22 protein-coding genes, 1 tRNA gene and 1 pseudogene are annotated in these 21,339 nt (G+C 54.7%); 10 read left to right on the top strand and 14 right to left on the bottom strand.

The features are described from left to right. Positions 1–2 precede the first annotated feature (2 nt). Positions 3–119 (bottom strand): annotated as a pseudogene (locus OS112_10505) (catalase). A 334-nt stretch (positions 120–453) separates the two neighbouring features. On the opposite strand from OS112_10505, the gene OS112_10510 reads away from it, so the two are divergent. Beyond that, entirely contained in the window at positions 454–801 is a 348-nt protein-coding gene (locus tag OS112_10510; protein ID WAC04869.1) for an MTH938/NDUFAF3 family protein, read from the top strand. A gap of 75 nt (positions 802–876) precedes the next feature. Here OS112_10510 and OS112_10515 read toward each other — a convergent pair whose 3' ends face one another. After that, complete coding sequence (locus OS112_10515) at positions 877–1,767, bottom strand: ABC transporter ATP-binding protein (protein WAC04870.1); 891 nt, start codon at positions 1,765–1,767, stop codon at positions 877–879. A 193-nt stretch (positions 1,768–1,960) separates the two neighbouring features. Here OS112_10515 and OS112_10520 point away from each other — a divergent pair, with 193 nt between their 5' ends. Together OS112_10520 and OS112_10525 are read left to right on the top strand one after the other, a co-directional pair. Continuing rightward, the gene (locus tag OS112_10520) at positions 1,961–3,766 is read left to right on the top strand and encodes a PrsW family intramembrane metalloprotease (protein ID WAC04871.1); all 1,806 of its coding nucleotides are present in this window, start codon (positions 1,961–1,963) and stop codon (positions 3,764–3,766) included. Continuing rightward, the gene (locus tag OS112_10525; GenBank protein WAC04872.1) at positions 3,763–4,842 is read left to right on the top strand and encodes an ABC transporter permease; all 1,080 of its coding nucleotides are present in this window, start codon (positions 3,763–3,765) and stop codon (positions 4,840–4,842) included. The genes OS112_10520 and OS112_10525 overlap by 4 nt, the downstream gene beginning before the upstream one ends. 28 nt (positions 4,843–4,870) lie before the next feature. On the opposite strand, the gene OS112_10530 is transcribed toward OS112_10525, so the two are convergent. Then, a complete protein-coding gene (locus OS112_10530) occupies positions 4,871–5,344 on the bottom strand; it encodes a hypothetical protein (GenBank protein WAC04873.1) in 474 nt (157 codons plus the stop codon). Positions 5,345–5,536: 192 nt separating this feature from the next. Here OS112_10530 and OS112_10535 point away from each other — a divergent pair, with 192 nt between their 5' ends. Further along, positions 5,537–6,157, top strand: a complete 621-nt coding sequence (locus OS112_10535) for an RDD family protein (GenBank protein WAC04874.1) — start codon at positions 5,537–5,539, stop codon at positions 6,155–6,157. A gap of 278 nt (positions 6,158–6,435) precedes the next feature. On the opposite strand, the gene OS112_10540 is transcribed toward OS112_10535, so the two are convergent. The 10 genes from OS112_10540 to OS112_10585 all read right to left on the bottom strand — a co-directional run bounded on the left by OS112_10540 (position 6,436) and on the right by OS112_10585 (position 13,737). Then, positions 6,436–7,587 carry a hypothetical protein gene (locus tag OS112_10540; GenBank protein ID WAC04875.1) on the bottom strand — a complete coding sequence of 384 codons (1,152 nt, stop codon included), beginning with the start codon at positions 7,585–7,587 and terminating at the stop codon, positions 6,436–6,438. Between the two features lie 145 nt (positions 7,588–7,732). Next, on the bottom strand, positions 7,733–7,987 hold the full coding sequence (locus OS112_10545) for a SemiSWEET transporter (GenBank protein ID WAC04876.1): 255 nt from the start codon (positions 7,985–7,987) through the stop codon (positions 7,733–7,735). 149 nt (positions 7,988–8,136) lie between these two features. Beyond that, on the bottom strand, positions 8,137–8,571 hold the full coding sequence (locus OS112_10550; GenBank protein WAC04877.1) for a pyridoxamine 5'-phosphate oxidase family protein: 435 nt from the start codon (positions 8,569–8,571) through the stop codon (positions 8,137–8,139). 82 nt (positions 8,572–8,653) lie between these two features. Next, on the bottom strand, positions 8,654–9,463 hold the full coding sequence (locus OS112_10555; protein WAC04878.1) for a methyltransferase domain-containing protein: 810 nt from the start codon (positions 9,461–9,463) through the stop codon (positions 8,654–8,656). Positions 9,464–9,532: 69 nt separating this feature from the next. Next, positions 9,533–10,153, bottom strand: a complete 621-nt coding sequence (locus OS112_10560) for a hypothetical protein (GenBank protein WAC04879.1) — start codon at positions 10,151–10,153, stop codon at positions 9,533–9,535. A 234-nt stretch (positions 10,154–10,387) separates the two neighbouring features. Beyond that, complete coding sequence (locus OS112_10565) at positions 10,388–11,014, bottom strand: hypothetical protein (protein ID WAC04880.1); 627 nt, start codon at positions 11,012–11,014, stop codon at positions 10,388–10,390. Further along, positions 11,014–11,625, bottom strand: a complete 612-nt coding sequence (locus OS112_10570) for a DUF1673 family protein (GenBank protein WAC04881.1) — start codon at positions 11,623–11,625, stop codon at positions 11,014–11,016. The genes OS112_10565 and OS112_10570 overlap by 1 nt, the downstream gene beginning before the upstream one ends. Continuing rightward, a complete protein-coding gene (locus OS112_10575) occupies positions 11,622–12,704 on the bottom strand; it encodes a DUF6159 family protein (GenBank protein ID WAC04882.1) in 1,083 nt (360 codons plus the stop codon). The genes OS112_10570 and OS112_10575 overlap by 4 nt, the downstream gene beginning before the upstream one ends. A 2-nt stretch (positions 12,705–12,706) precedes the next feature. After that, positions 12,707–13,294, bottom strand: a complete 588-nt coding sequence (locus OS112_10580; protein ID WAC04883.1) for a DUF1673 family protein — start codon at positions 13,292–13,294, stop codon at positions 12,707–12,709. Next, positions 13,291–13,737, bottom strand: coding sequence for a hypothetical protein (locus OS112_10585; protein ID WAC04884.1), 447 nt, complete (start codon positions 13,735–13,737; stop codon positions 13,291–13,293). The genes OS112_10580 and OS112_10585 overlap by 4 nt, the downstream gene beginning before the upstream one ends. A 190-nt stretch (positions 13,738–13,927) precedes the next feature. On the opposite strand from OS112_10585, the gene OS112_10590 reads away from it, so the two are divergent. From OS112_10590 to OS112_10605, 4 genes are all read left to right on the top strand, one after another. Then, positions 13,928–14,437, top strand: coding sequence for a GNAT family N-acetyltransferase (locus OS112_10590; protein ID WAC04885.1), 510 nt, complete (start codon positions 13,928–13,930; stop codon positions 14,435–14,437). A gap of 713 nt (positions 14,438–15,150) precedes the next feature. Continuing rightward, positions 15,151–16,383 (top strand): S-layer protein, encoded by a 1,233-nt coding sequence (locus OS112_10595; protein WAC04886.1) that lies wholly within the window; start codon positions 15,151–15,153, stop codon positions 16,381–16,383. Then, positions 16,376–17,590, top strand: a complete 1,215-nt coding sequence (locus tag OS112_10600) for an FtsX-like permease family protein (GenBank protein ID WAC04887.1) — start codon at positions 16,376–16,378, stop codon at positions 17,588–17,590. The genes OS112_10595 and OS112_10600 overlap by 8 nt, the downstream gene beginning before the upstream one ends. A 1-nt stretch (position 17,591) precedes the next feature. Continuing rightward, positions 17,592–18,305 carry an ABC transporter ATP-binding protein gene (locus OS112_10605; protein ID WAC04888.1) on the top strand — a complete coding sequence of 238 codons (714 nt, stop codon included), beginning with the start codon at positions 17,592–17,594 and terminating at the stop codon, positions 18,303–18,305. Positions 18,306–18,311: 6 nt separating this feature from the next. Here OS112_10605 and OS112_10610 read toward each other — a convergent pair. Continuing rightward, positions 18,312–18,384 (bottom strand) — tRNA-His (locus OS112_10610). 282 nt (positions 18,385–18,666) lie between these two features. Here OS112_10610 and infB point away from each other — a divergent pair. Continuing rightward, entirely contained in the window at positions 18,667–20,445 is a 1,779-nt protein-coding gene (infB, locus tag OS112_10615; protein WAC04889.1) for a translation initiation factor IF-2, read from the top strand. Positions 20,446–20,857: 412 nt separating this feature from the next. Next, complete coding sequence (locus tag OS112_10620; GenBank protein ID WAC04890.1) at positions 20,858–21,313, top strand: 30S ribosomal protein S6e; 456 nt, start codon at positions 20,858–20,860, stop codon at positions 21,311–21,313. Positions 21,314–21,339 lie beyond the last annotated feature (26 nt).

The following is a 21,339-nucleotide window of genomic DNA, read 5'->3' on the forward strand; positions in this document are numbered from 1 at the left end:
TGTTTTTCGATCAGGCGGACATCCTTAAGAAGAACCGGGCCACGCTGCCCGGCCGTGAGAGGGTTCTGGTTGTCAGCAACCGGGACCCCCTGTTCCGTGGTGAGGGTTTTCTTGGCCATGATAGATCAGAGTAACCTTACTGCAATCTTATTTAATAAGATAAGGTTCATGGCAAAAGCTCAATAAATTATAAAATACCGGAAAGTGCCGGAAAGATTCAGGTCAAGCCAAAGTTCACAAAAAAGAGCCCAAACCTGAAGTGGAACCAAGGAAGGTCGAACTGAAGTAAAGCGCTTCTGTAATTTTTAATTTTTCACTTTTTTTCCCCGGGTGCAGCCGATTTTAATGGTATCACTGCCCACCAGATGGACCGCGATACTCTCTTTTTTGGCTTCCGGGACTGAAGAAAGGTTGATAGGTACACGCTGCTATCATCTGGACGGTGGATTCTGTATGCAGACCGGGTTTGGCTGGATAGAGATTAACGGGGTCCGGTACGATCACGACGTCATCATCCATGCGGATGGTACGGTGAACAAACGAAAAAAGAAGGCATCAAAGGCCCTGAAAGGGGAGTACGGGCACACGCCACTCTCCCGTGCAGAACTGGACTTCCTCTCCGATGAAAAGCCACGGAAAGTCTTCATCGGCACGGGCCAGGACGGCGATCTCCCGGTTACACCGGATGCAACGGCGTTCCTCTCCCGGTATGAAACCGTGACTGCACCGACACCCGAATTGCTTACTCTTATCGGGCAGGAAAAAGAGCGGTTCGTAGCGATCCTGCACGTCACCTGCTGAAGCGTCTTGAGAGGGGGCGATAGGTGAACACGCAACCAGGGCACGGGATACGGTGAGTTGCTGCTTTTTGCCAAATCACTTACCAATCTTTAAAAGCATCTCCTCAAGCGACGGGTACCGTGACTCGATCTTCTCCACCTTTCCTCCCGCCTCATGGATGAGCCCCGTGCACTCATTGAGCTCCCCCATGCTCTCCGCTTCGCAGATGTAGAACCCCTCCTCCTGCCGGTATGTCTTTGAATGCCCGATCAGTTTTCCGGGATTATCGATAGAGAAGAAGATTGTATAGGAGAGCGAGCCGAACTGTTCGCGGAGCTCAGACATGCTGCCGAAAGCGACCATCTTCCCGCGCCTGAGGATCATCACCCTGTCGCAGATCGCCTCTACCTGGTACAGGTTGTGGGCCGAGAGCACGATCGTCTTGCCCTCTTTTTTTAACGTGCGCAGGTAGTCAGCAATGAAACGAGAGGTCATCGGGTCAAGCCCGCTCGTCGCCTCATCATAGACCAGCAGCTCCGGGTCATGGATGAGCGACCGTGCGATTGCCGTCTTGCGCTTCATGCCCTTGGAAAACTCCCCGATCTTCTTGCCGTTGGGTTCCAGCGAGAGCACTGAGAGCAGCTGCCGGCTGCGTTCGCGGATCACCTGAAGCGGCAACCCGTAGATCTCCCCAAAAAACGCAAGGTAGTTCTCGGCAGTCATCGTCTCGTAGAGCCGGGACTCCTCGGGCAGGTAGCCGAGGATCCCCTTGAGCGAGACCGGATCTTTGACCACATCGATCCCGTTGACAGAGAGCGAGCCGGAAGTCGGTGCGATAAGCCCTGACATAATCTTTAAAAGCGTGGTCTTGCCTGCCCCGTTGTGCCCGATGATCCCGAAGATCTCGCCATCCGAAAACCCGAAACTGATATCGTCGAGTGCCAGGAACCCGTCGAACTTTTTGACAAGGTTTGTTGCGGTGATCATGGGGATGACACGTTCATAGTGAGGTGTTCAGGAATCCAGATTAAGGTTCGGGTGGTGCACTTCCCCATGCCATGATGGATGGGTATATTTTGTGCCACACTGGACTATTGTTTACTGCAATCAAAATGATGAAAACGGTTATAGTGCTGCCTAAAAAAATCCGGCACCGTAATGACCGTGCAAGGAACCAGCCATGGGCGCACTCGCAGATATCACCACCATCGCGCGATGGGAAGTGAGACGGACGCTCACCCAGATGAGCAGGGACACGCTCCCGCTCGCCATTGTCCTCTTCATCCTCCTCGTCCTCGTCACCGGCTTTGCTGCCCAGAGCGGTATGCACCTGCAGGACGGGATGTACGTTGTGGGGGTGGACGACCCCGTGATCGCACAGCTCCTTGCGTCCGACAACCGGTTCTCGGTATACCCGGCGGACAGCGCAACACTGGAGAAGAACCGGCAGGTGTTTGACCTTATCATCATCAACGGGCAGGTCTTTGCCGGCATAACCGACCGAAGCAAATCCGCGCTTAAAACCGTGGAACGCGACTATGGAAAGTACACCAACAGGGTATACAACCGGCAGGACGACCTCTACGCTGCGTACCCGCTCTGGATTGATGTTGTGAATGTAAAGTCAGAACTGAACTTTTTAGCAACACAGGGCGGGCAGTACATCTCGGCCCGCCCGGACGCCGTTGCACCCGTTCCCGAAGGGGAGATAAGCAACATCCCGGTACCATCGCCAACCCTTGCGATCAGCAAAGAAGAGCTCCGCAACGAGCTCACAAAGTCCGAAGCGGCAAACTCCCAGATCTCCCGCTACACCGAGATGCTCTCTTCCGATACCGCAATGGGCAGGTTCAGGACACCCTCCCAGCTCTCGCCCCCGCTCCCCTTTGACTCCATCATCCTCATCTTCGTCTTCATCTTCCCGCTCTACTTCACCTCGCAGTTCTTCATGATGAGCATCATGAACGAGCGGATCGAGCGCAAAGGCGAGGTGCTCCTTTCAACGCCGGTAAAACCTGTCTTTATCATCATAGGAAAAGCGCTCCCGTATCTGATTGGCATGCTCGCGATCTCTGCCGCGCTCACGGTTTATCTCAAAGCGTCCCTGCTGATCATGCTCCCCCTTGTGCCGGTCATCTTCTTCTTCTTGGCAAATGCGCTGCTCATCGGGATGGTCTCGCGCAGCTTCAAGGAGCTCTCGTTCATCTCGATCTTCTTTTCAACCGTCGCCACGTCCTACCTCTTTTTTCCCTCCATCTTTGCCAACGTCCACGTCATCAGCCTCATCTCCCCGTTAACACTCATCATCCTCACCCTGCAGGGCACTGCGTACACCTTCACCGACTACCTCTTCTCCACCTCGCTCTTCTGGCTCACCTCCGGTGTCCTCTTTTATGTCGCGGTAAGGAACTTTTCCGAAGAACGGCTCTTCTCCGAAAAAGGACTCCTGATTCGGATCCGCGAGTTTGTTGCCACAAGCCTGTCGCAGAAGCACCCGTTCTTCTCGCTCTTTCTCTTAAACGGGTTTGCGATCCCGTTTGTCTTCATGGTGCAGCTGATGTGCCTTGTGCTCTTCTTCAACCTGCCCATGCCGTACTCGCTTGTCCTGCTCATCGTCTTTGCCGCAGGGATTGAAGAGCTTACAAAATCGATCGGGATTTACACGCTCTACGCACAGGACCCGTCGTTTTTGTCATGGAAGAACCTCATCCTGGCCTGTGCTGCAACTGCAATCGGGTTCCTGGCCGGTGAAAAACTGCTTCTCCTCATCACGCTTTCCCAGATCACCGAATCGGTCTTCGGGAGCGTCCTGTTTTTGTCGCTCGGTGTGCTATGGCTTCCCCTGCTGCTGCACTTTGCAGGGGTATTTGTCGTCGCCTGCGCCCTGAAATCCGGCGGCAGGAAATGGTATGTCCCGGGGCTCCTTGCAGCGACGGTGATCCACTGCCTGTATAACCTCTACTTCATCCTGGGGTGGCTCACGTGAAAGCGCGGCACCTTTCCATTGTGATGCGAAAAGAGTTCCGGGGGTTGTTCAATGAACGGACGATCCTGCTTGCAGTCCTCCTCCAGCTCTTCATCGCGATGTTCTCGTCGTTCCTCATGGTCGGGCTCACTTCGATGTACGACCCCTCGTCCCTCTCCAAGTACTCACGGTTCAGGTACAGTATCGGATACTGCGGCAACGATTCGGGACTGCGGGACTACCTTGAGAAGAGCCCCGACTTCAATGTCTATGGCATGGAACTCTCCCCTGCGGTTGAAGCTCTTAAAGAGCGCAAGCTTGCCGCGGTGATCTATGTCCCGGATACCGCGCCGGACGCGGACGACCCGGTCAAGATCACGCTCTATTCCCTGCAGAATGACCTGCAGAGCGCGATCGTGAACGTCAAACTCAAGGATATATTCCTGAAATATGAAAAAGACCTCCGGGGGGTGCGGGCAGCCCGGCTGAACGAATATCCAATCCCACTCCGGATCCCGGCTGCACGGGGCGGGGGCGACTTCTACGAGTTCGTGTACGGCCTCCTGATCCCGCTCCTGCTCTTCATGCCGGCGATCATCGCATCAGCCCTTGTCATCGACCTGATCACCGAGGAGTACCAGCACGAGACGCTCGAGACGCTCATCTCGACTCCCGTCACCTTTGCCGAGGTTGTCTGGGGCAAGGTGCTCGCCTGCGAGCTGCTCATACCCCTGCAGGCGGGAGCGTGGCTGCTCCTGCTCCTTATCAACGGGATCACAATTGACAATGTGCCACTCATCCTCATACAGGTCACGCTCACATCGTTTGTCCCCATTCTTATCGGGGCGCTCACCGCGCTCCACTACCGGGAACGCACCTCTGCCCAGTTCATCTTCTCCACCGCGCTCGTGGTCGTGATCCTGTTTGTTCTTGCCCTGCCGGCGAACCCGTTAAACATCCTGACCCGCCTTGCCGTTGGCACCGCAGGTCTTGAGCAATGGATCGTGCTTGCCGGAGTTATAGCAATCGGGGCCGTGCTCTCGGTTGCAACCCAGAAATACGCGGAAAAGATCTGGAGGGAGCACCATACCGGGTGAACTACTGGTTAAAAAAGATTAATTCTTCTTAATACATTCCGCCGATGATCAGCGATTCGTCCTTCACCTTGTACACCGTGCCTGAGGATGTGACATAGACCTCGCACCGGTCGCTGCCCCGGGTGCCGCGGATCACGATCTCGTCTCCCTGCTGGGGCTTCTTGCCGTCACGCATGTATTGTTCTTCAACAGTCCCGTCAGAACGCGTGACCCGCATCATGATCTTCTGGACAAACGGCAATCCCCTTCCCCCATTGTAGTGCAGGGTAATGTCGGAATAGGTCCGGTCCTTGTTCAGCTGGAGGTCGACAACCTGCTCGGGCGGCAGGGTGCGGAGCGGTTCCGGTGTCGCGGTCGTGACAACCGGGGCCGGGGCGGGGGTGGCGATCGCGGCGGTGGGGGCGGGTGTTGCAGGAGGAGTCTCCGGGGCATTTGTGCACCCGCTGCATGCCACCAGCAGCACAATCGCCAGCGCAATAGCGATCCTGACATGAAGTTTCATGTACGATGATCTCCTTTTTTGCTATAACATATTTTGTGTCCGGATCGCTCTGCGGCGCGGTTCTTTTTATAAACAAAGACTTTTTATTCATGACAACTAACAAAAAACCCCAAAAAAACGCATAAAATCCCCACCATAACAGTTAAATTAAAAAGGACATCGGTTTTAATGTTACTTATCAGGAGAGAGGGAATGTTCTGTCCGAAATGTGGGAAGGAGACTGATGCTTCCGGAAAATTCTGCCAGTGGTGTGGGACTGATATCGAGGCCATTGCACCAAAAGCCGTAATGAAGACCGAGCTCGAGGAGGACGATGAGGAAGAGTCCATAACCGGTAACTATGCCGGGCTGGGCAGGCGGTTCTTCGCGTTCATCATCGACGCGATCGTGCTCCTCATCCTTATGACTGTTGCTGCGACGTTCTTTGGCCTTGTGCAGGGAGTGAAATATTTCTACTACCTCACCGTCCAGCGGGCGCCGATCTCCGCCCTGACCGAAGCGGGCACCAGCGAAGCCGCGCTCACCCCGATCGTTGCGGCTCTGGGCGTGCTCCTCATCATCATCCCGTGGCTCTACTTTGCAGGGTTTGAGTGCTCGCGTGGCCAGGCGACACCGGGCAAGACGCTGCTGCGCATCGTAGTCACCGATATAGACGGCTCCCGGATCAGCTTTGCCCGTGCCACCCTCCGTCATTTCTTCAAATATATTTCCGCCCTGATCATATTCATCGGATTTATCATGATCGGGCTCACAAAAAAGCGCCAGGGCCTGCACGACCGGGTTGCCAGTTGCCTCGTGCTCCTTCCAGAATAAATATAAAATATTTTTTAGAATTATATCGTCTTTTTAGGATTTTCTGTTATGCCATCACGACGATGCTTTGCATGTCACAACAGCACGCGTAAAACCGGTACCGGTTTGGACATGATGCCCCAAGCCCGCTTGAGATCGGCCTGTTACCCCGGCATCAGGACAATTATCCAAAAGGGCCGGGTATTTTCCCGGAAATGCCGGGTTCCTTGTCATTATCGAAAAACCGGATCGGTTATTCATTTCCGGGAGGTAAGAGATCTTAATAAAAAGGGAGAGGATTAAAGACAGACACATACATCGCATATGCACTGACCATTACAGCATCGTTGTGCAGCACCGCACATATGCCCGCACGATCCGCAGTTGCTGCTGGAAGTCTGGGTATCCACGCATACTCCGCTGCACCACGACTTGCCTGACACTACACACAGCGTTGCCGGATTTAACGTAACAGGAGTGTGGATAACCAGGCTCGAAATACACTGGCCATTCTCACAATGCTGAAGAGAACCGCATGAATTTCCGCACGATCCGCAGTTGCTGCTGGAAGTCTGGGTATCCACACATGCTCCGCCACAGTTGGTCTGGCCGGAGCTGCATGCAACCGTGCAGGTACTACCGGAACAGACCTGTCCTGCCGGACAGGAATGGCTGCACGATCCGCAGTTCGAAGGATCAGACTGGGTAGATACACAGATGCCATTGCAGTTTGTCTGGCCGGATGCGCAGGAAGGAGTCCCTGCTGCGCACTGGCCGTTCTGGCAAAGCATTCCGGCGGCACAGGTGATACCGCAGGAACCGCAGTTGTTCGTGTCCATATACAGGTTCCTGCAATATCCGTTGCAGTACGTGAGGCCGCTAACACAACTTTGGGCACACTGCCCGTTCACGCATGACTGACCTGAGGGGCAGGTGACGCTGCAGGCCCCACAATTGGTCGTGTCCGTATACAGGTTCCTGCAATACCCGTTACAGTACGAAAGGCCGCCGACACAGCCCTGTGCGCACTGGCCGTTCTGGCAGACCTGACCGGATGGGCAGGATATCCCACACGACCCACAGTTGCTGCTGTCAGTGTAGAGATCCCTGCAGAACCCCCCGCAGCTGGTCTGGCCGCCCTTACAGGTGCACTGGCCGTTGATGCAGGACTGTCCGGACGGACAGGTGACACCGCACGTACCGCAGTTCCCGATATCGATTCCAAGGTCCCGGCAGAACCCCCCGCAATTTGTCAGGCCTGCGCGGCAGGACCCGCCCTGAGGGGTGGGAGTGTCCATGGATGGAGCCGTGACATAGGGGGTTGGCGTATCTGTTGTTACCTTTGATGACGATGACTGAGGGAGTTGCGGGAACATGCAACCCGATACAATGACACACGCCAGTACGATACCGGAAAAAACGGCAAATGAATTGCCCTGCAAAAATCTCATGAGGCGGTATAGAGTGTAAATAATATTTATTGTTTTTTAAATAGTTTGCCCCTGATCTTTGAACATCTCACAATGAGAAATTGAGAGATAGAGTCTCCTGGTACGACACTGCTGCCAATGAAAAATGAGGGGAAAATGTACCGGGTTATCTGTACCGGATCTTCATTGCCAGCAGGACGATGATCAGCGCGAACGTGATCACGTTTGCGGCAATGATGGGGAGTGAGTCGACCCAGATCCCATAAAGCGTCCAGAGTAAGATTCCAGCGGCAAAGAGCAGGAGCATTACAAGCGAGATGTCCCGCGTCTCTTTGAGCCGCCATGCCCGGAAAACCTGCGGGATAAACGAGACCGTTGTCAGTGTGCCTGCGATATATCCGATGATAATTGTTGTATCCATAGTTCGTCTCCTATTCTTGTCCCTGCCGGGCGATAAAATCGCGGCGGCCGGCATGGTGCTTCCAGGATTGGTACTTTTTAAAAAAAATTGCATATCTCCGCAGATAACTGCGGTATTGCGCGGGGAGTGAAAGTGGGAAAATTGAGAATTCAGAATTTCACATGCGGCGCTTCTGCTTCCCGCATGTTGTCCGCCATCGTCCAGAAGTATGCCTCGCCGTGGGCGACCCGGAACATCGCAACCTTCGCGTCCTTTGGGGCGGTTTTCAACAGGTCAGCAACCCAAGGCCGGTCCATTGAGAGCCGTTCTTCAAGCGCCTTATCGTCAAGGAACTCCACCTTCCCGGCAACCCGCATCATCATTCCTGCACCCTGTGCACCGGGCGCGTAAAAGCAGAGCTCAACCTTCGGGTTCTTTTTCAGCTGGCGGTACACGCTTTTAGGAGTGCCGGTATGGTAATAAAACCCGGTCTTGTCGGCAAACCACATGGCAAACGCCCGGACCCGGGGCTGGTCGCCATCCGCAGTCGCGATGTACGTTACAGGGTTTTTTCTGGCAAATTTGACGCATTCGGAAAAATCCATAACTCACCACTCAGGAAATCGGAAAACATCCGTAAAAAGGTTCGCGACAAGGTGTGCAGACAAAAGGTGCACTTTTTAAAAATCACGTTCTTCCTGTGGCTTTGAAAAAGGTATAACAGAACGTGCCGTCCGGCTCGCAGGTCCGGTACAGATCGGCAATTCCCCGGTTCCAGTCTGCTTCCGTCATCATTCCGTGAGACAACGCTGCGTCCCGCACGCCCTCAACCATCGCGGTGAACGTCAGTTTTGTGAACCCTTCCACAAGTGAGGGACGGGACGCGTCGACGTAGACCATGCGGGGCGAGACGCTCACATCCGAATAGCCGGCCCGGATCAGGAGCGGGTAAAGCTCCTGCCCGATCAGGGCATTTCCCCCCGCGTCCTTCTGGAGGGCAACGAGGCAGTCGATCGCTTTCCTCGCGTACTGGCTGTCGGGATGGAAGTACGCCGAGCCATGGTCACCTTCAATAACCGTGATGGTCCCGCCGGGTTTCAGAACCGTTTTCAGGCTCACAAGCGCGCCGGCCGGATCCTGCAGGTGTTCAAGGACAAAACATACGAAGACATGGTCGAAACTTTCGGGTGCGAAGGGGAGGTTGAAGATGTCGGCCTTCTGAAAGGTAACATTCCGGTGCCCGGCCTTCCTCACCCGCGCCTCTGCCTCCACAAGTGATAACTCCGAGCAGTCGATGCAGGTGAAATATGCATCCGGGCTCTGCTGTGCGAGCGTTACGGTCTGGGCGCCGACACCGCAGCCGGCCTCAAGCACCCGGCTCCCGGCAGGGTACCGGGTATCATGGTGGAGAAGATCGGTGAGCGTCTGTGCCTGGTCGAGAAGCCTTTCTGCCTCGCGGGGGGAGTACCCGTGGACATAGTCGTTTGCCTTTTTCATTGTGTATTTCCTGTATGCGTTAGTACAATGATTTTTTTACAGGCAAAAAAATTCCGTGGATGTCCAGGGTTATCCCCAGCCTTTCAGTTCATACGAATTGAACGGATCTACACCATCCTGGCAGGTATACGGAAATTCGTACCTGACGGGCACTGGAACTCCCGGTGCAATCCAGAAGGTAATCGGCGTACCGTCTTTGAAACTGCCCACACACTTCCGGGTATCCGGATAGGTGCCAGCCGGAACGGTCACGGGTTCAGTGCCCGAACAGGTAAGCGTGATATTCATTTCGCCAAATGGCATGATACCCAAAAAACCCCCCGGACGGTCTTCCCGGTTGTTCTGGTATGCCGGAATATCGATTGAGGGTTTTGCTGTCCCCTTTATCGTACTGGTCTCCGTTCCCCCAAGGAATCTGTCCGAGAACGGATCATAATATCTGTCATCGACGATAATCCACCCGTTCTTCGTTACCGTGACGATATCACCGGCCAGTTCTGGGTAATCCGTCATCATAATGGTTTTATAACGAACAGCCGGGGCCGCTTTATAAACCCCGATGGAGCGCTCCATCCTGATAGTATACACCCACGAGGACCGGGGATTTGGCGGCATGGTCACGGAATTATTTTCATGATATTCCACCCAGCGGTACTCCCCGTTAAAAACCCTGACGGGACGCTCTGTCATTTTAACATGTACGGTGGTATCCGGTTGCAGGGCAGCAGTTACTGTGACGGTTTCGGTTGTCGTTATTGCGGGTGCTGCGATTTGTTGGGTCGTAGATCCTGACGGTACGGAATCGGAACATCCGGCAAAGAATATCATAAGTAAAAGTGTTAGTATCGCAATACTGCCTATAGTCGAAAACTTCATTGTTCTTCACCCATCAGATGTAAAAAGAAGTATCCGTGTTTTGTGCTGTCACCGAGGTGCATGCCCGGGCGCATTCCGGCCGGTTCGTGCCTTTTCAATCGCCCGACAGAGAGATTCCGGTTCATCGGTTCCGATCCGGAACGCCTTTCCGGAAAGCAGCCGGACTTCCACCGCCCCGTACCCGGATACATTGTAGAGCGGGCCTGTCGGTGTCCAGCGGATGCCCCAGCCATAGTACCAGGGATTGGTGACCGCGATGGCCGAGGCGATATCTGCAACCGGCCAGTTCTTCCTGATAAGCCCGACCGGCCCGAACCGGATCCGGAGGGTGTCATCACAGACCGATACGTTGAGCGTGGAGCAGATCGCGAGCACGAAGACCATGATGATGATGACGAGCAGCGCGATCCAGACAAATCCGTACAGGAACATCATCGCGAGGATAAAGAGGATTGCAGAGCTCACCGAAGCGATGATGAGAACTCCCCGCTGGGTATGCTCGTACCACCAGTCCCAGGGCTTCCCGGACCGGTCGGCTCCCGATGGCCCGGGGCTTTTTGCCACCGGATTTGCAGCGCCGAAACTGAGCCCTGCGCTGTCGCCGCTCTTTGCTTTCATAACGCGCCCGTTCGGGCACCAGCCGAGATACTGCCGGATAACGTCGGCGATGAACATTAAGAAGCCTCCCTCGCTGCGGTAAATGAATCAGTCTCCTTGTCAAACATCACAGTGTAACCCGTCTTTTGCTCCCACAGCAGGATCAGCAGGAGAACGTACCAGGGGATAAACGCAAATCCTGTGGCGAATGCAGGGAATGCCGGCGCCCCTGCGAACGATATGGGGACGAGGATCGCCGAAAGGAGAAGAACGGCGCCCAGCGGGATAGCGCCGGCGATAAGGAACGTAAGGATGTACTCTTTTGGCCCGGTCTTTATTATCGCACCTTTTTGAAGCATCCCGAGACTCTTCCACAGCCACCGCCCGAAGAAGACAAAAATACCAAATCCGGAAATTGTCCCAAGGCACAACATCAGCCTCGTTAGATCTGCGGCCAGAAAAACCGCAATGAGCGGCAGGGAGACCATGGTGAAAAAAACAGCCCAGATAAAGACCTGGTTCCTGTACCGCTGCATCGATCCGGTTTGTGCCGGAATCCCTGCCCCCTGCGCCTTATAGCCATCTGCTACAGTATCATGAAGCACCGGAAGTTGTCTCACCGTAACCTGTGCCTGAGGGCACCAGCCCAGCCACCCGTGGATAATTTCAGTAAATCGTGACAGTGTCATACGCATTTCGTCTCCTGTTCTCCTTTGGGCATCCCGGGCATCCGGCCGGTTTTTCCATATGTGTAAAGATTCACAGTAGCGATGCCCGCCACTGTTGAGATGATAAACGCCAGACCACACAGTGCGAGCATGAACAGGACTGCTGCTGCGATCCATGCAGCACCCAGGTACCAGAAGAGCAGCATATCGGGTGAGATAATCTCATAGACAATCCGGAAGAGCAGGGCCGTGAGTGAAACCGCAAATAAAACTATGCAGAAAATGAGGAAGCAGGAAATCACTTCACACCAGACATTTTTCATAAGGGTTACCGATCCTGTAACTGCCTCAGGCAGGCGTTTGTTCTCCAGCACCACCAGCGGGACGACAAACAGGGTCAGGACGAACAGGAGACCGTTGATCCCAGATATGACGATTGCCGAGGTGACCGCTGACAGCATGGCATACGTGCCACCGATCGGGCCTGTGCTGTAGACTTCCGGAAGAAGGAGGAAGTTAAAGGGGAACAGGTCAAGAACCGTGTACAGGATAAACTGCATGTTCCCGTAATAATGGAAAGGGACAAAAAGTGCTGTCCCGCAGAGTGCCAGGGTCACCGCCCAGTCTGCAAGGGGCCGCAAATACCCCTTTACCCGTGATAACCTGTCACGGAAGGAAACGGGCCTGCCGGTCTCTTCCGGCAAGAGACTCAGAACGAGGCCGGCCAGCAGGACAATAAGGCAAAATACCGTAAACAGCTCGACAGCAAACGTAAGGACAACCCAGCGCGGAAAGTCAATCGAATTGTACGGATAGGTCCCAAGAAGATGGAGTCCGTACCTGGCAATGAATATGAAAGCCATCACAAGACCGGTCAGGAGCGAGAACCAGAGCAGTTGGTTATTCCTGATAAGAGTTTTTATACTTCCTGTCGCCAGTGTGATCCCCCGGCCGATCCGTCCTGAATCGCCAGCCCCGCCATCCGGTTCCAGAGGATGTACGGTAACCGGCGGAGTTGAGAGAACCATCGATGCGGTGCGCAAGGCCGGCACATTCGGGCACCAGCCCAGATGTCGTTTAATGGTTTTAACGACGTACATGATCAGGACTCCTTTACTAATGAGAGCATCAGACCATCTGATTGCAGATGGCATTTTGTCTGTGATTCCCAGAGCCAGATAATGAGAAGAAGCCACCAGAACAGAATGAATATTAACCCCCCGGTAATCGAGTTTAACATCGTCATATCGGTACCGGGAATTGCCCCCATAAAGACGAACATCGGGACCATGGCCATCAAGAGGGTAATTGCAATGGTGGTTTTATCATACAGTGTCACGAGAAACACCGCCCCGTTCTGACGCACTTCATTCATAGTCTTCCAGAACCGGATCGCATGAAATACTGACAGTAACGATCCTGCTACAATACCGATGAAGAACATCGAAACGTCAATACCGCCTATGAACACAGATAACAGGACTCCCACTACTGAAAAGTAAAGCGCCAACAAAATGATCTGGTTCCGGAACAGGCCGAGCCAGTGAATTGCACGGTCTTTGAAAGATCCGCTTTTTGATGGGACGACTGCTTCATCATCCAGCCGGACTTCTGCGTTCTGTACCCGTTCATGTGCATCCGGACACCAGCCCATCCATTCATGAATAACTTCAGAAATGCGTATCGTCATACCATCGCCTTTACTTTCGCAAACAGTTCTTCAGCCATTTTTGTCGGGTCTGCAGTCTTCTCGATCCTGATGCCGAGCTCGGTTGCATAGTCCCAGAGCAGCTCGATGCATTCTGTATACCGCTGGCATGTGCCGCAGTCGCCGTCATGCTCGTACCAGACCTGCATCCCGTGTTTTTCAGATACGAAAATGATTGCAGGCGTTGCAAACGGGATAGAGCGCCCGAGCAGGATCCCCCTCTCCGCGTTGATCGTATCGACAGCGATCTGGTTTGCCTGCGCCATCTCACGGAGCGCCGATCCGATCTTCTCGTCCATGACAAGAAGGGCTTTTGACACCGCCTGCCGGGAAATCCCGAGCCGGTTTGCGATGGTAATATTGGGCACTCCGCTCCTGCGCATTGCCCAGAACCCGAACTGTTTGTCGTTTTTTGGCAGGAACATGTGTCAACATTAGAATGTTGACAATATAAATAGTTTCCGTGGAATTAAAAAAATCATTCCGGTCCTGCCGTAAAATCGGGAGCAGAACAGATGTCCGCAGGCGAATTACCAGCATGAGACTGCAGGTATAGGCCGGTGCTGCCCCTGTCAGGTTTATCAGGACAGATGGCAACAATTCAGGTGATCAACTATGCCGGGAACATCGATCCGTCCGGTAACCCAGGCGGACCGGGATGCTGCTATTGGGATCTTCAACCATTATGTTACTACCGGTTTTGCTGCATACCCGGACCGGCCCGTATCGCCGGGATTCTTTGACGTGCTCCGTGAGGGCGCTTATTCGTTCCTCGTTATCGAACGCGACGGGGAGATTATCGGGATCGGGCTCGTAAAGCCGTTCCTGCCGTTTTTTACCTTCTCCCGTACCGCAACCGTCTCCACCTTCATTGCCCCTGCGTACCGGCACATGGGATACGGGACAATCCTGCTTGCCGCGATGACTCGTGCAGCGAGAAAGAAGGGGATCGTAATGCTGCTTGCAAACATATCATCCCGGAACCCCGAGAGCCTTGCATTTCACAAAAAGCACGGCTTTACCGAATGCGGGCGTCTCCACAATGTCGGCATCAAGTTCAATGAAAGGTTTGACGTGGTGTGGATGGAAAAGGATCTTGAGCGGGCTCCGGCAGCATCCCGCTGATGATGCCCCCGACAGAGCGGCCGATCTTTTGCATCATTACGGGCACGACAGGTCTGCAGTCTATCCTCTTTTTCGGCTATTTCTGTGTCTGATTATTTGGCACACTGATCCGGATTGTACGAAAATTATCCATCTGACATCCGGTAGACGAAACAACGGAAGCTATCTACGAAGTACCTTCGACAGGAATTACAACCCGTTTGAATTTCGGAGGATAATAGATGTATCCTTTCTCGCGGAACCACTGCGGCGCCCCCGAGACTATGTGTAATTCCGCCGTGCGTGAACAAATAGAGATCCGGAGATCTGTCAGATATAAATGAAAAAAGGATATCCACGTCAAGAATCACTGCACCAAGGACAGCGAACGGGATCAGCGCGGGCAGCCCGAGTGCAGACAATATGATGACAGCGATCAGGGCGTGGGAGAGCGCGTCCACACCGGACTGTTGTGTGGTAATTCCCTTAAAGGTTGACGGCAGGGGATCGCGGTGTTCCCCTGCGATGATTTATGCCGGATGTCACGCAGGCCGGATGAGGGTCGGAAATGAAATTGTGAGAACAGCCGGACTCAGAGAGGTTTCCGGCAGGAGACCCAATAGAAAATAATGAATTTATTCCTGTCGTTATCATTATAATATTACAGTCCAATAGCAGTCTACCAGCGGGTGCAGCGGTGCCGGCACCCTGATCCAGTATAGGATTGGCTTTCAATGAAAACAGCAGAATATCTCTTTATTCTGGCATTTTTAATCCTCCTTGCCAGTGTACCTCCAGCGGCAGCAGATGACTCTACTGTTGTCATCACCGGTTACAAAGTGACACCGGCCGTGATGATGCCGGGTGATACCGGCACCATTGAAATAACCATTATGAATACGGCTTCGGGTGCAAGCATTACCGAGAAGACCGGGGTTAGTGAGGATAATCCGGTCCTGACCAAAACAACAGACATCAATGTCTACGTTGAAACAATCCGTCTCGAAGGCAGGGGTGTTGATGTTCTCAGCGATACCTTCAATCGGGTGGGGGATCTCGGGCCTGGCCAGTCCTTCCCGATTACGTTCCTGATCCGGGCCCCGGCGCAGGCTGGTATCTATTTCCCGGAAGTCCGGATCGATACCAAAGGGGGGCGTAGCACCCGGTACCCGGTACCGGTCAATGTGAATACCCAGATCGCCGTAGCCAAACTCGCCGTTCTCGGCACGGCCATGACAATACCCGATGCGGTGAGGCCCGGAGAGCAGGCAGCAGTCCGGCTCGATCTTGTCAACAGCGGGGAAAGCGCTGCCGAGCGCATCATCGCTCGTATAGGGAATGCCAGTACATCCGTCACACCGAAGGATGCCGGGATGTACTATATCAGCAGCATCGCAGCAGGCCGGAGCGAGCCTATTGATATTACACTGATAACGGACCGTAAGGCAGCAACCGGCATTGCCACAGTACCGGTTACTATCCAGTACTATACCATCGACGGCATCCGGCACACAGAATATGCCACCATCAACCTCCTGATTCAGGGGCAGGCAGAGATCGGTATCGCTTCGATCGAGACCAGCCCGGAACGGATCGTATCCGGTCAACCGTTCAACCTGATCATCCGTGTCGAGAACGCCGGCACGGGCGATGCAAAATCAGTGAACGCCCGCATCGATCTCCCCTTCTCCGGCACGCGGGAGGCATTTCTGGGAAAAATCAAACCGGGCAATGACGCACCCGCCCTGTTCCGGCTCAGCGGTGCTCCGTCAGGCGACCACCCGTACTCCGTGACCATTGCGTACAACGACGAGTGGGGGGACCACACGATGACGCACCCGCTGTCGCTCCCGGTTGCCCCATCTGATTATACCGGTCTTGTGATCGGGCTTGTTATCCTCGCGCTCCTTGCGGGCGGGGCATGGTTGCTGTTCTTTAGGAAAAAACCGGGCAGAAGCCATGAATGAGACGCTCACCCGGCTGCAGCTCTCCTTTTTCTTAGGCCTGCGCTCGCTCCAGCGCGGCAACATCGGCAGCCTCGTGATGACCGTCGTTATCATCGGGATGGTCTTCACCAACATGATCTTCCTGCCCTCGGTCATCACCGGCGCGATCAAGAACTTTGAACAGCAGACCATCCAGTACCAGTCCGGCAATATCATCATCGAGCCCAAGAAAGACACAGAGTATATCGATGACCTTGAGAACCTCCTTGCCCGGGTGAACCGGGTGCCGGGTGTAATGCGGGCAGCGCCCCATTACGATATCGGGGGAGTCATGAAGTTCAAAGGCAACCGCCTGCCCGGCAGCATCATCGCCATCCGCCCGCATGATGAGAGCATGGTGACCGGGGTATCCAAAAAGATGGCAGAGGGCCAGTACCTTGGTGAGGGGGATACCGGCGTCATCGTCATCGGCAAGATGGTTGCAGGGCACGAGGATGAGTCCGAGGACCTCATGCCCTCGCTCGGGGGGGTTACCGCGGGGGATTCAATCGACGTTGAATATACAAACGGCGTGACCCGCACGTACCGGGTAAAAGGGATATTTGAGACCAAGTCGTTCACGGTCGACCCGCTTGTGTACATCACCTGGGAGGAGCTGGAGAGCGTCAGGGGGCAGCCCATCGACCGGGCAACGGCCGTCCTGATCCGGACTATCCCGGGGGAGGACGAGCGCGAGGTGAAGTTCTCCTTAATCGGTATGGGCATACAGGAGAAGGTCAAGACCTGGCAGGACCTGCTGGGCAAGGCATTTGCGCAGGTTGTCCAGAGCTACGCGGTCATCAACAACATCTCAACGGCCGTCAGCCTCGTCATAGCCATCGTGGTCATCTTCATCGTCATCATGATCAAAACCATAAACAACCGGCGCCAGATCGGGATCTTAAAAGCGCTAGGGATCCACAGGACCACAATCACGTTCAGCTATGTCTTCCAGGTCATCATCCTCGCTATCATGGGCATCATTTTTGGCCTCATCATCCTCTTCGCCCTCGACCAGTATTTTGCCGTGTACCCCATGGTATTTCCCGAAGGGGACATCCGCCCCGCGTTCACCATTGCCGATATCGCGTCCAACGCGGTGCTCCTGTTTGTGGCATCAGCAATCGCCGGCTTCATCCCGGCATGGCGGATAGCCCGTGAGGACATCCTCACCGCGATGAGGGCTTAACATGATCAAAATTTCTGACCTGCAGAAGATCTACCGCCTCGGGGTTGTCGAGGTGCCGGCGCTGCGGGGCGTCAGCTTCGAGATCCACCGCGGCGACTTCCTCGGACTTATGGGGCCGAGCGGGAGCGGCAAGTCAACAATGCTCCACCTGCTCGGGCTCCTCGACTATCCTACAGCCGGCACAATCGAGATCGATGGTGTCGATGTTTCAGAGCTCGATGATGACGAGCGGACGGATTACCGGCTCCGGAAGATGGGGTATATTTTCCAGGACTATGCACTGGTGGCCGAGCTGACCGTGCTCGAGAACGTGATGCTCACCGCAATGGCGCAGGGAAAGACGGAAAGGGAGTGCCGTGATGCGACCGGGAGCGTTCTCTCAGTAGTTGGCCTCTCCCACCGCCTCGACCACCTGCCAAAAGAGCTCTCGGGCGGCGAGCAGCAGCGGGTGGCGATTGCACGGAGCATGGTAAACCGCCCCATCATCCTCTTTGCCGACGAGCCCTGTGCAAACCTTGACACGGAAAACTCGCGGGCGGTGCTGGACCAGTTCCATACAATCAATGAAGAGCTCGGCCAGACCATCGTCATGGTCTCGCACGAAGAGTGGCACAAGCAGTACTTCCACCGGATCGTGTATTTAAAAGACGGACGGATCGAGCGTGAAGAAGAGCGCAGGGAGCACGGGACCGCTGGAAACATGCAATACGTATAAAATAAAGGCCAGGGCCGAGATTCGAACCCGGGTCGGGGGATCCACAGTCCCCTAGGATAACCAACTACCCCACCCTGGCAGATTTCCCTTTTACATTGGAAGTTGTCATTCTTTAAGGTATCCTAAAAAGTTCCTGCTCCCATACGACGCAGGATTTGCCGGATCCGGAGTATTGTTCCCATGATGCGACGACATGAATATCCGGTGATTATTAATAGTCTCTTGACTCCATTACCTATCAGGTTGACATGGACGGTTTGTCCGTAATATCATAACATCCCAGGACTGCACCTTTTCTTGTGCGGCGATCCGTAAATTTTGCGCCGGCGATGCGTGTCCCTGTGATGGACCGGTGGTGAATGTGGCGCATAATCCAAAAATCCGTACACCCATCGTCTGCGTGATGGGGCACGTCGATCACGGGAAGACATCGCTCCTGGACCGGATCCGCGGCTCGTCTGTAGTCTCCTCCGAGGCGGGTGCAATCACCCAGCATATTGGCGCAACCGTCGTCCCCATCGATGCAATCCGTACCATGAGCGGCACGATGGGCAGGGCGCCGATCAACATACCCGGCCTTTTGTTCATCGACACTCCGGGCCACCACGCGTTCACCACACTGCGGGCTCGGGGCGGCGCGCTTGCCGACATGGCAATCCTGGTCGTCGATATCACACAGGGGTTCCAGCCCCAGACGGTAGAAGCGCTCCAGATCCTGCGCAACTGCAAGACACCATTTGTGATCGCAGCGACCAAGATCGACCGGGTCCACGGGTGGCGAGTAAACGAGAACGATACGTTCGTTTCATCGTTTGCACAGCAGAACGACAGGGTCAAAGGCGATATCGAGAACAAGACCTACGAGATCGTGGGAAAACTCGCGGAGCTCGGGTTCTCCGCCGACAGGTTCGACCGGGTCGCCGACTTCCAGCGGAACCTCGCGATTGTCCCGGTGAGCGCCCATACCGGCGAGGGCATTCCTGACCTCCTCCTTGTCATGATCGGGCTCGCCCAGAGGTACATGGGGCAGGAACTCGCTCTCACGGTCGAAGGCCCCGGCGCCGGCACAGTACTTGAGGTAAAAGAGGAGCGGGGGCTCGGGATGACGCTTGACGTGATCCTCTATGACGGCACGCTTTCAATAGGGGATGAGATTGCTGTCGCAGGAAAGGACGAGGTCGTTGTCACGAAGATCCGGTCGCTCCTGCAGCCCCGCCCGATGAAGGAGATCCTCATAGAGGACAGGTTTGAGCGGGTCAGATCGGTCGCAGCGGCATCGGGAGTTAAAGTGACCGCCCCCAACCTCGAACGGGTCATTGCAGGCTCGCCGCTCTTTGTGATCCGGGGCAACCGGGATGAGATCGAAGACCGGATCAAAAAGGAGATGAGCGAGATCCATGTGAACCTCTCCGAAGAGGGGCTCGTGATCAAGGCGGACACGATTGGGGCGCTCGAAGCGCTCTGCAAGGAGCTTGAGGCAAAGGAGATCGGCGTGATGCGGGCGGAGATCGGGGGGGTAAGCCGGCATGACCTGATCGAGACCGAGACGATAAAAAATCCGTACTACCGCGCCCTGCTCTGCTTCAATACCCCGATCCTTCCCGATGCGCAGGACATGATCAAGGACCCGCTCTACACGCAGGTCAGGGTCTTTGACGGCAAGGTGATTTACCAGCTCATCGACCAGTACATCGCATGGCGGGACGAGCAGAAACGGCTGCACGAGCAGAAACGTTTCGAGCACGTCATCATGCCGGCAAAGATCCGGTTGCTCCCCGACTGCGTTTTCCGGCAGAGCAACCCTGCGGTGGTCGGAGTCCGGGTGCTCGGCGGAAAACTGCGCGGCGATGTCGATCTGGTAAAACTGGACGGCAAAAAAGTAGGTCACCTTAAGACCATGCAGATGAGGAGCGAGACCATCCGCGAAGCCGATGCCGGGCAGGAAGTCGCAATCTCGATCGATGGGGCAACGGTGGGAAGGCAGGTAAGTGTCGGAGATGATCTGTTTGTAGACATTCCCGAGCGTCACGTAAAAGTGCTCGAGCGTGAGATTGCAAAAACGCTCAACCCTGCTGCACAGGAAGTGCTTGCCGAGTTCGCGGCAATGAGGCGCAGGGCAGAACCTTTCTGGGGTAAATAAAGCATTTTTTTGGCTCTGTGGAAATCATCTTCATAACATTCTTGGGGGTGTTTGCCGTTCCCTGCAGGGAAGGGCAAACTGAAGATGATGTCCCGATGGACATCTTCGAGTTACATTGCCCCCGCCACTGCGGCACTTAAAAAAAGGTCTGACGACCATTTTTACGAGTCCGCCATCCTTTAAGGATAGCAGACATCCCCCCTTGCGATATCCACCTAAAACCGGTTCGTCATGGATCTCTGGTAATGAGTAGCGATCAGGGATTTCTACAGATCCTCTTCCTGCCGACGCGAGGATTTAATAGAGTGTCCAGCGTATAAAGTGGGTACTTCTCATGAGTAAGCGGCAGCGCCGGTAACGAAGAGATGAAAAAACCCAATAAATCAGGATATCGATTTACAGGAGTCAGCATATGGTGGAATTCAAGGTCGTTGTTGCAGACCCAAAAACAGGACGCGCCTATAATGTCGACGCAGGCAGCGGCGTGGCGGGCGCGCTCGTTGGCAAAAAGATCGGGGACGAAGTGGACGCAGGTCCGCTCGGGCTCTCCGGCTACAAGGTAAAGATAACCGGCGGATCAGACCGGACCGGAACTCCGGCGAACAAGAGCCTTCCCGGGGCAGGGAGAAAGAGGCTCCTTGTCGCTGATGGTACCACAGGTTACCACCCCAAGATGGAGGGGCAGCGCAGGAGGAAAATGCTGCGCGCAAAGGAGATCACCCCGGACTTTGTCCAGGTGAACACCCTTGTCACTTCGTACGGTGACAAGACGCTTGAGGAGATGTTTCCGGCAAAACCCGCCGGCGAAAAAACCGCGGATGCCGCCAAAGCTCCAGCAAGAAAACCGGCCTCAAAGAAATCCAAATAAAAAAATTCACCGATTCTTTTTTACGC

The sequence above is a fragment of the Methanoregula sp. genome (genome assembly GCA_026625165.1).
In the GTDB taxonomy this organism is placed as follows: domain Archaea; phylum Halobacteriota; class Methanomicrobia; order Methanomicrobiales; family Methanospirillaceae; genus MVRE01.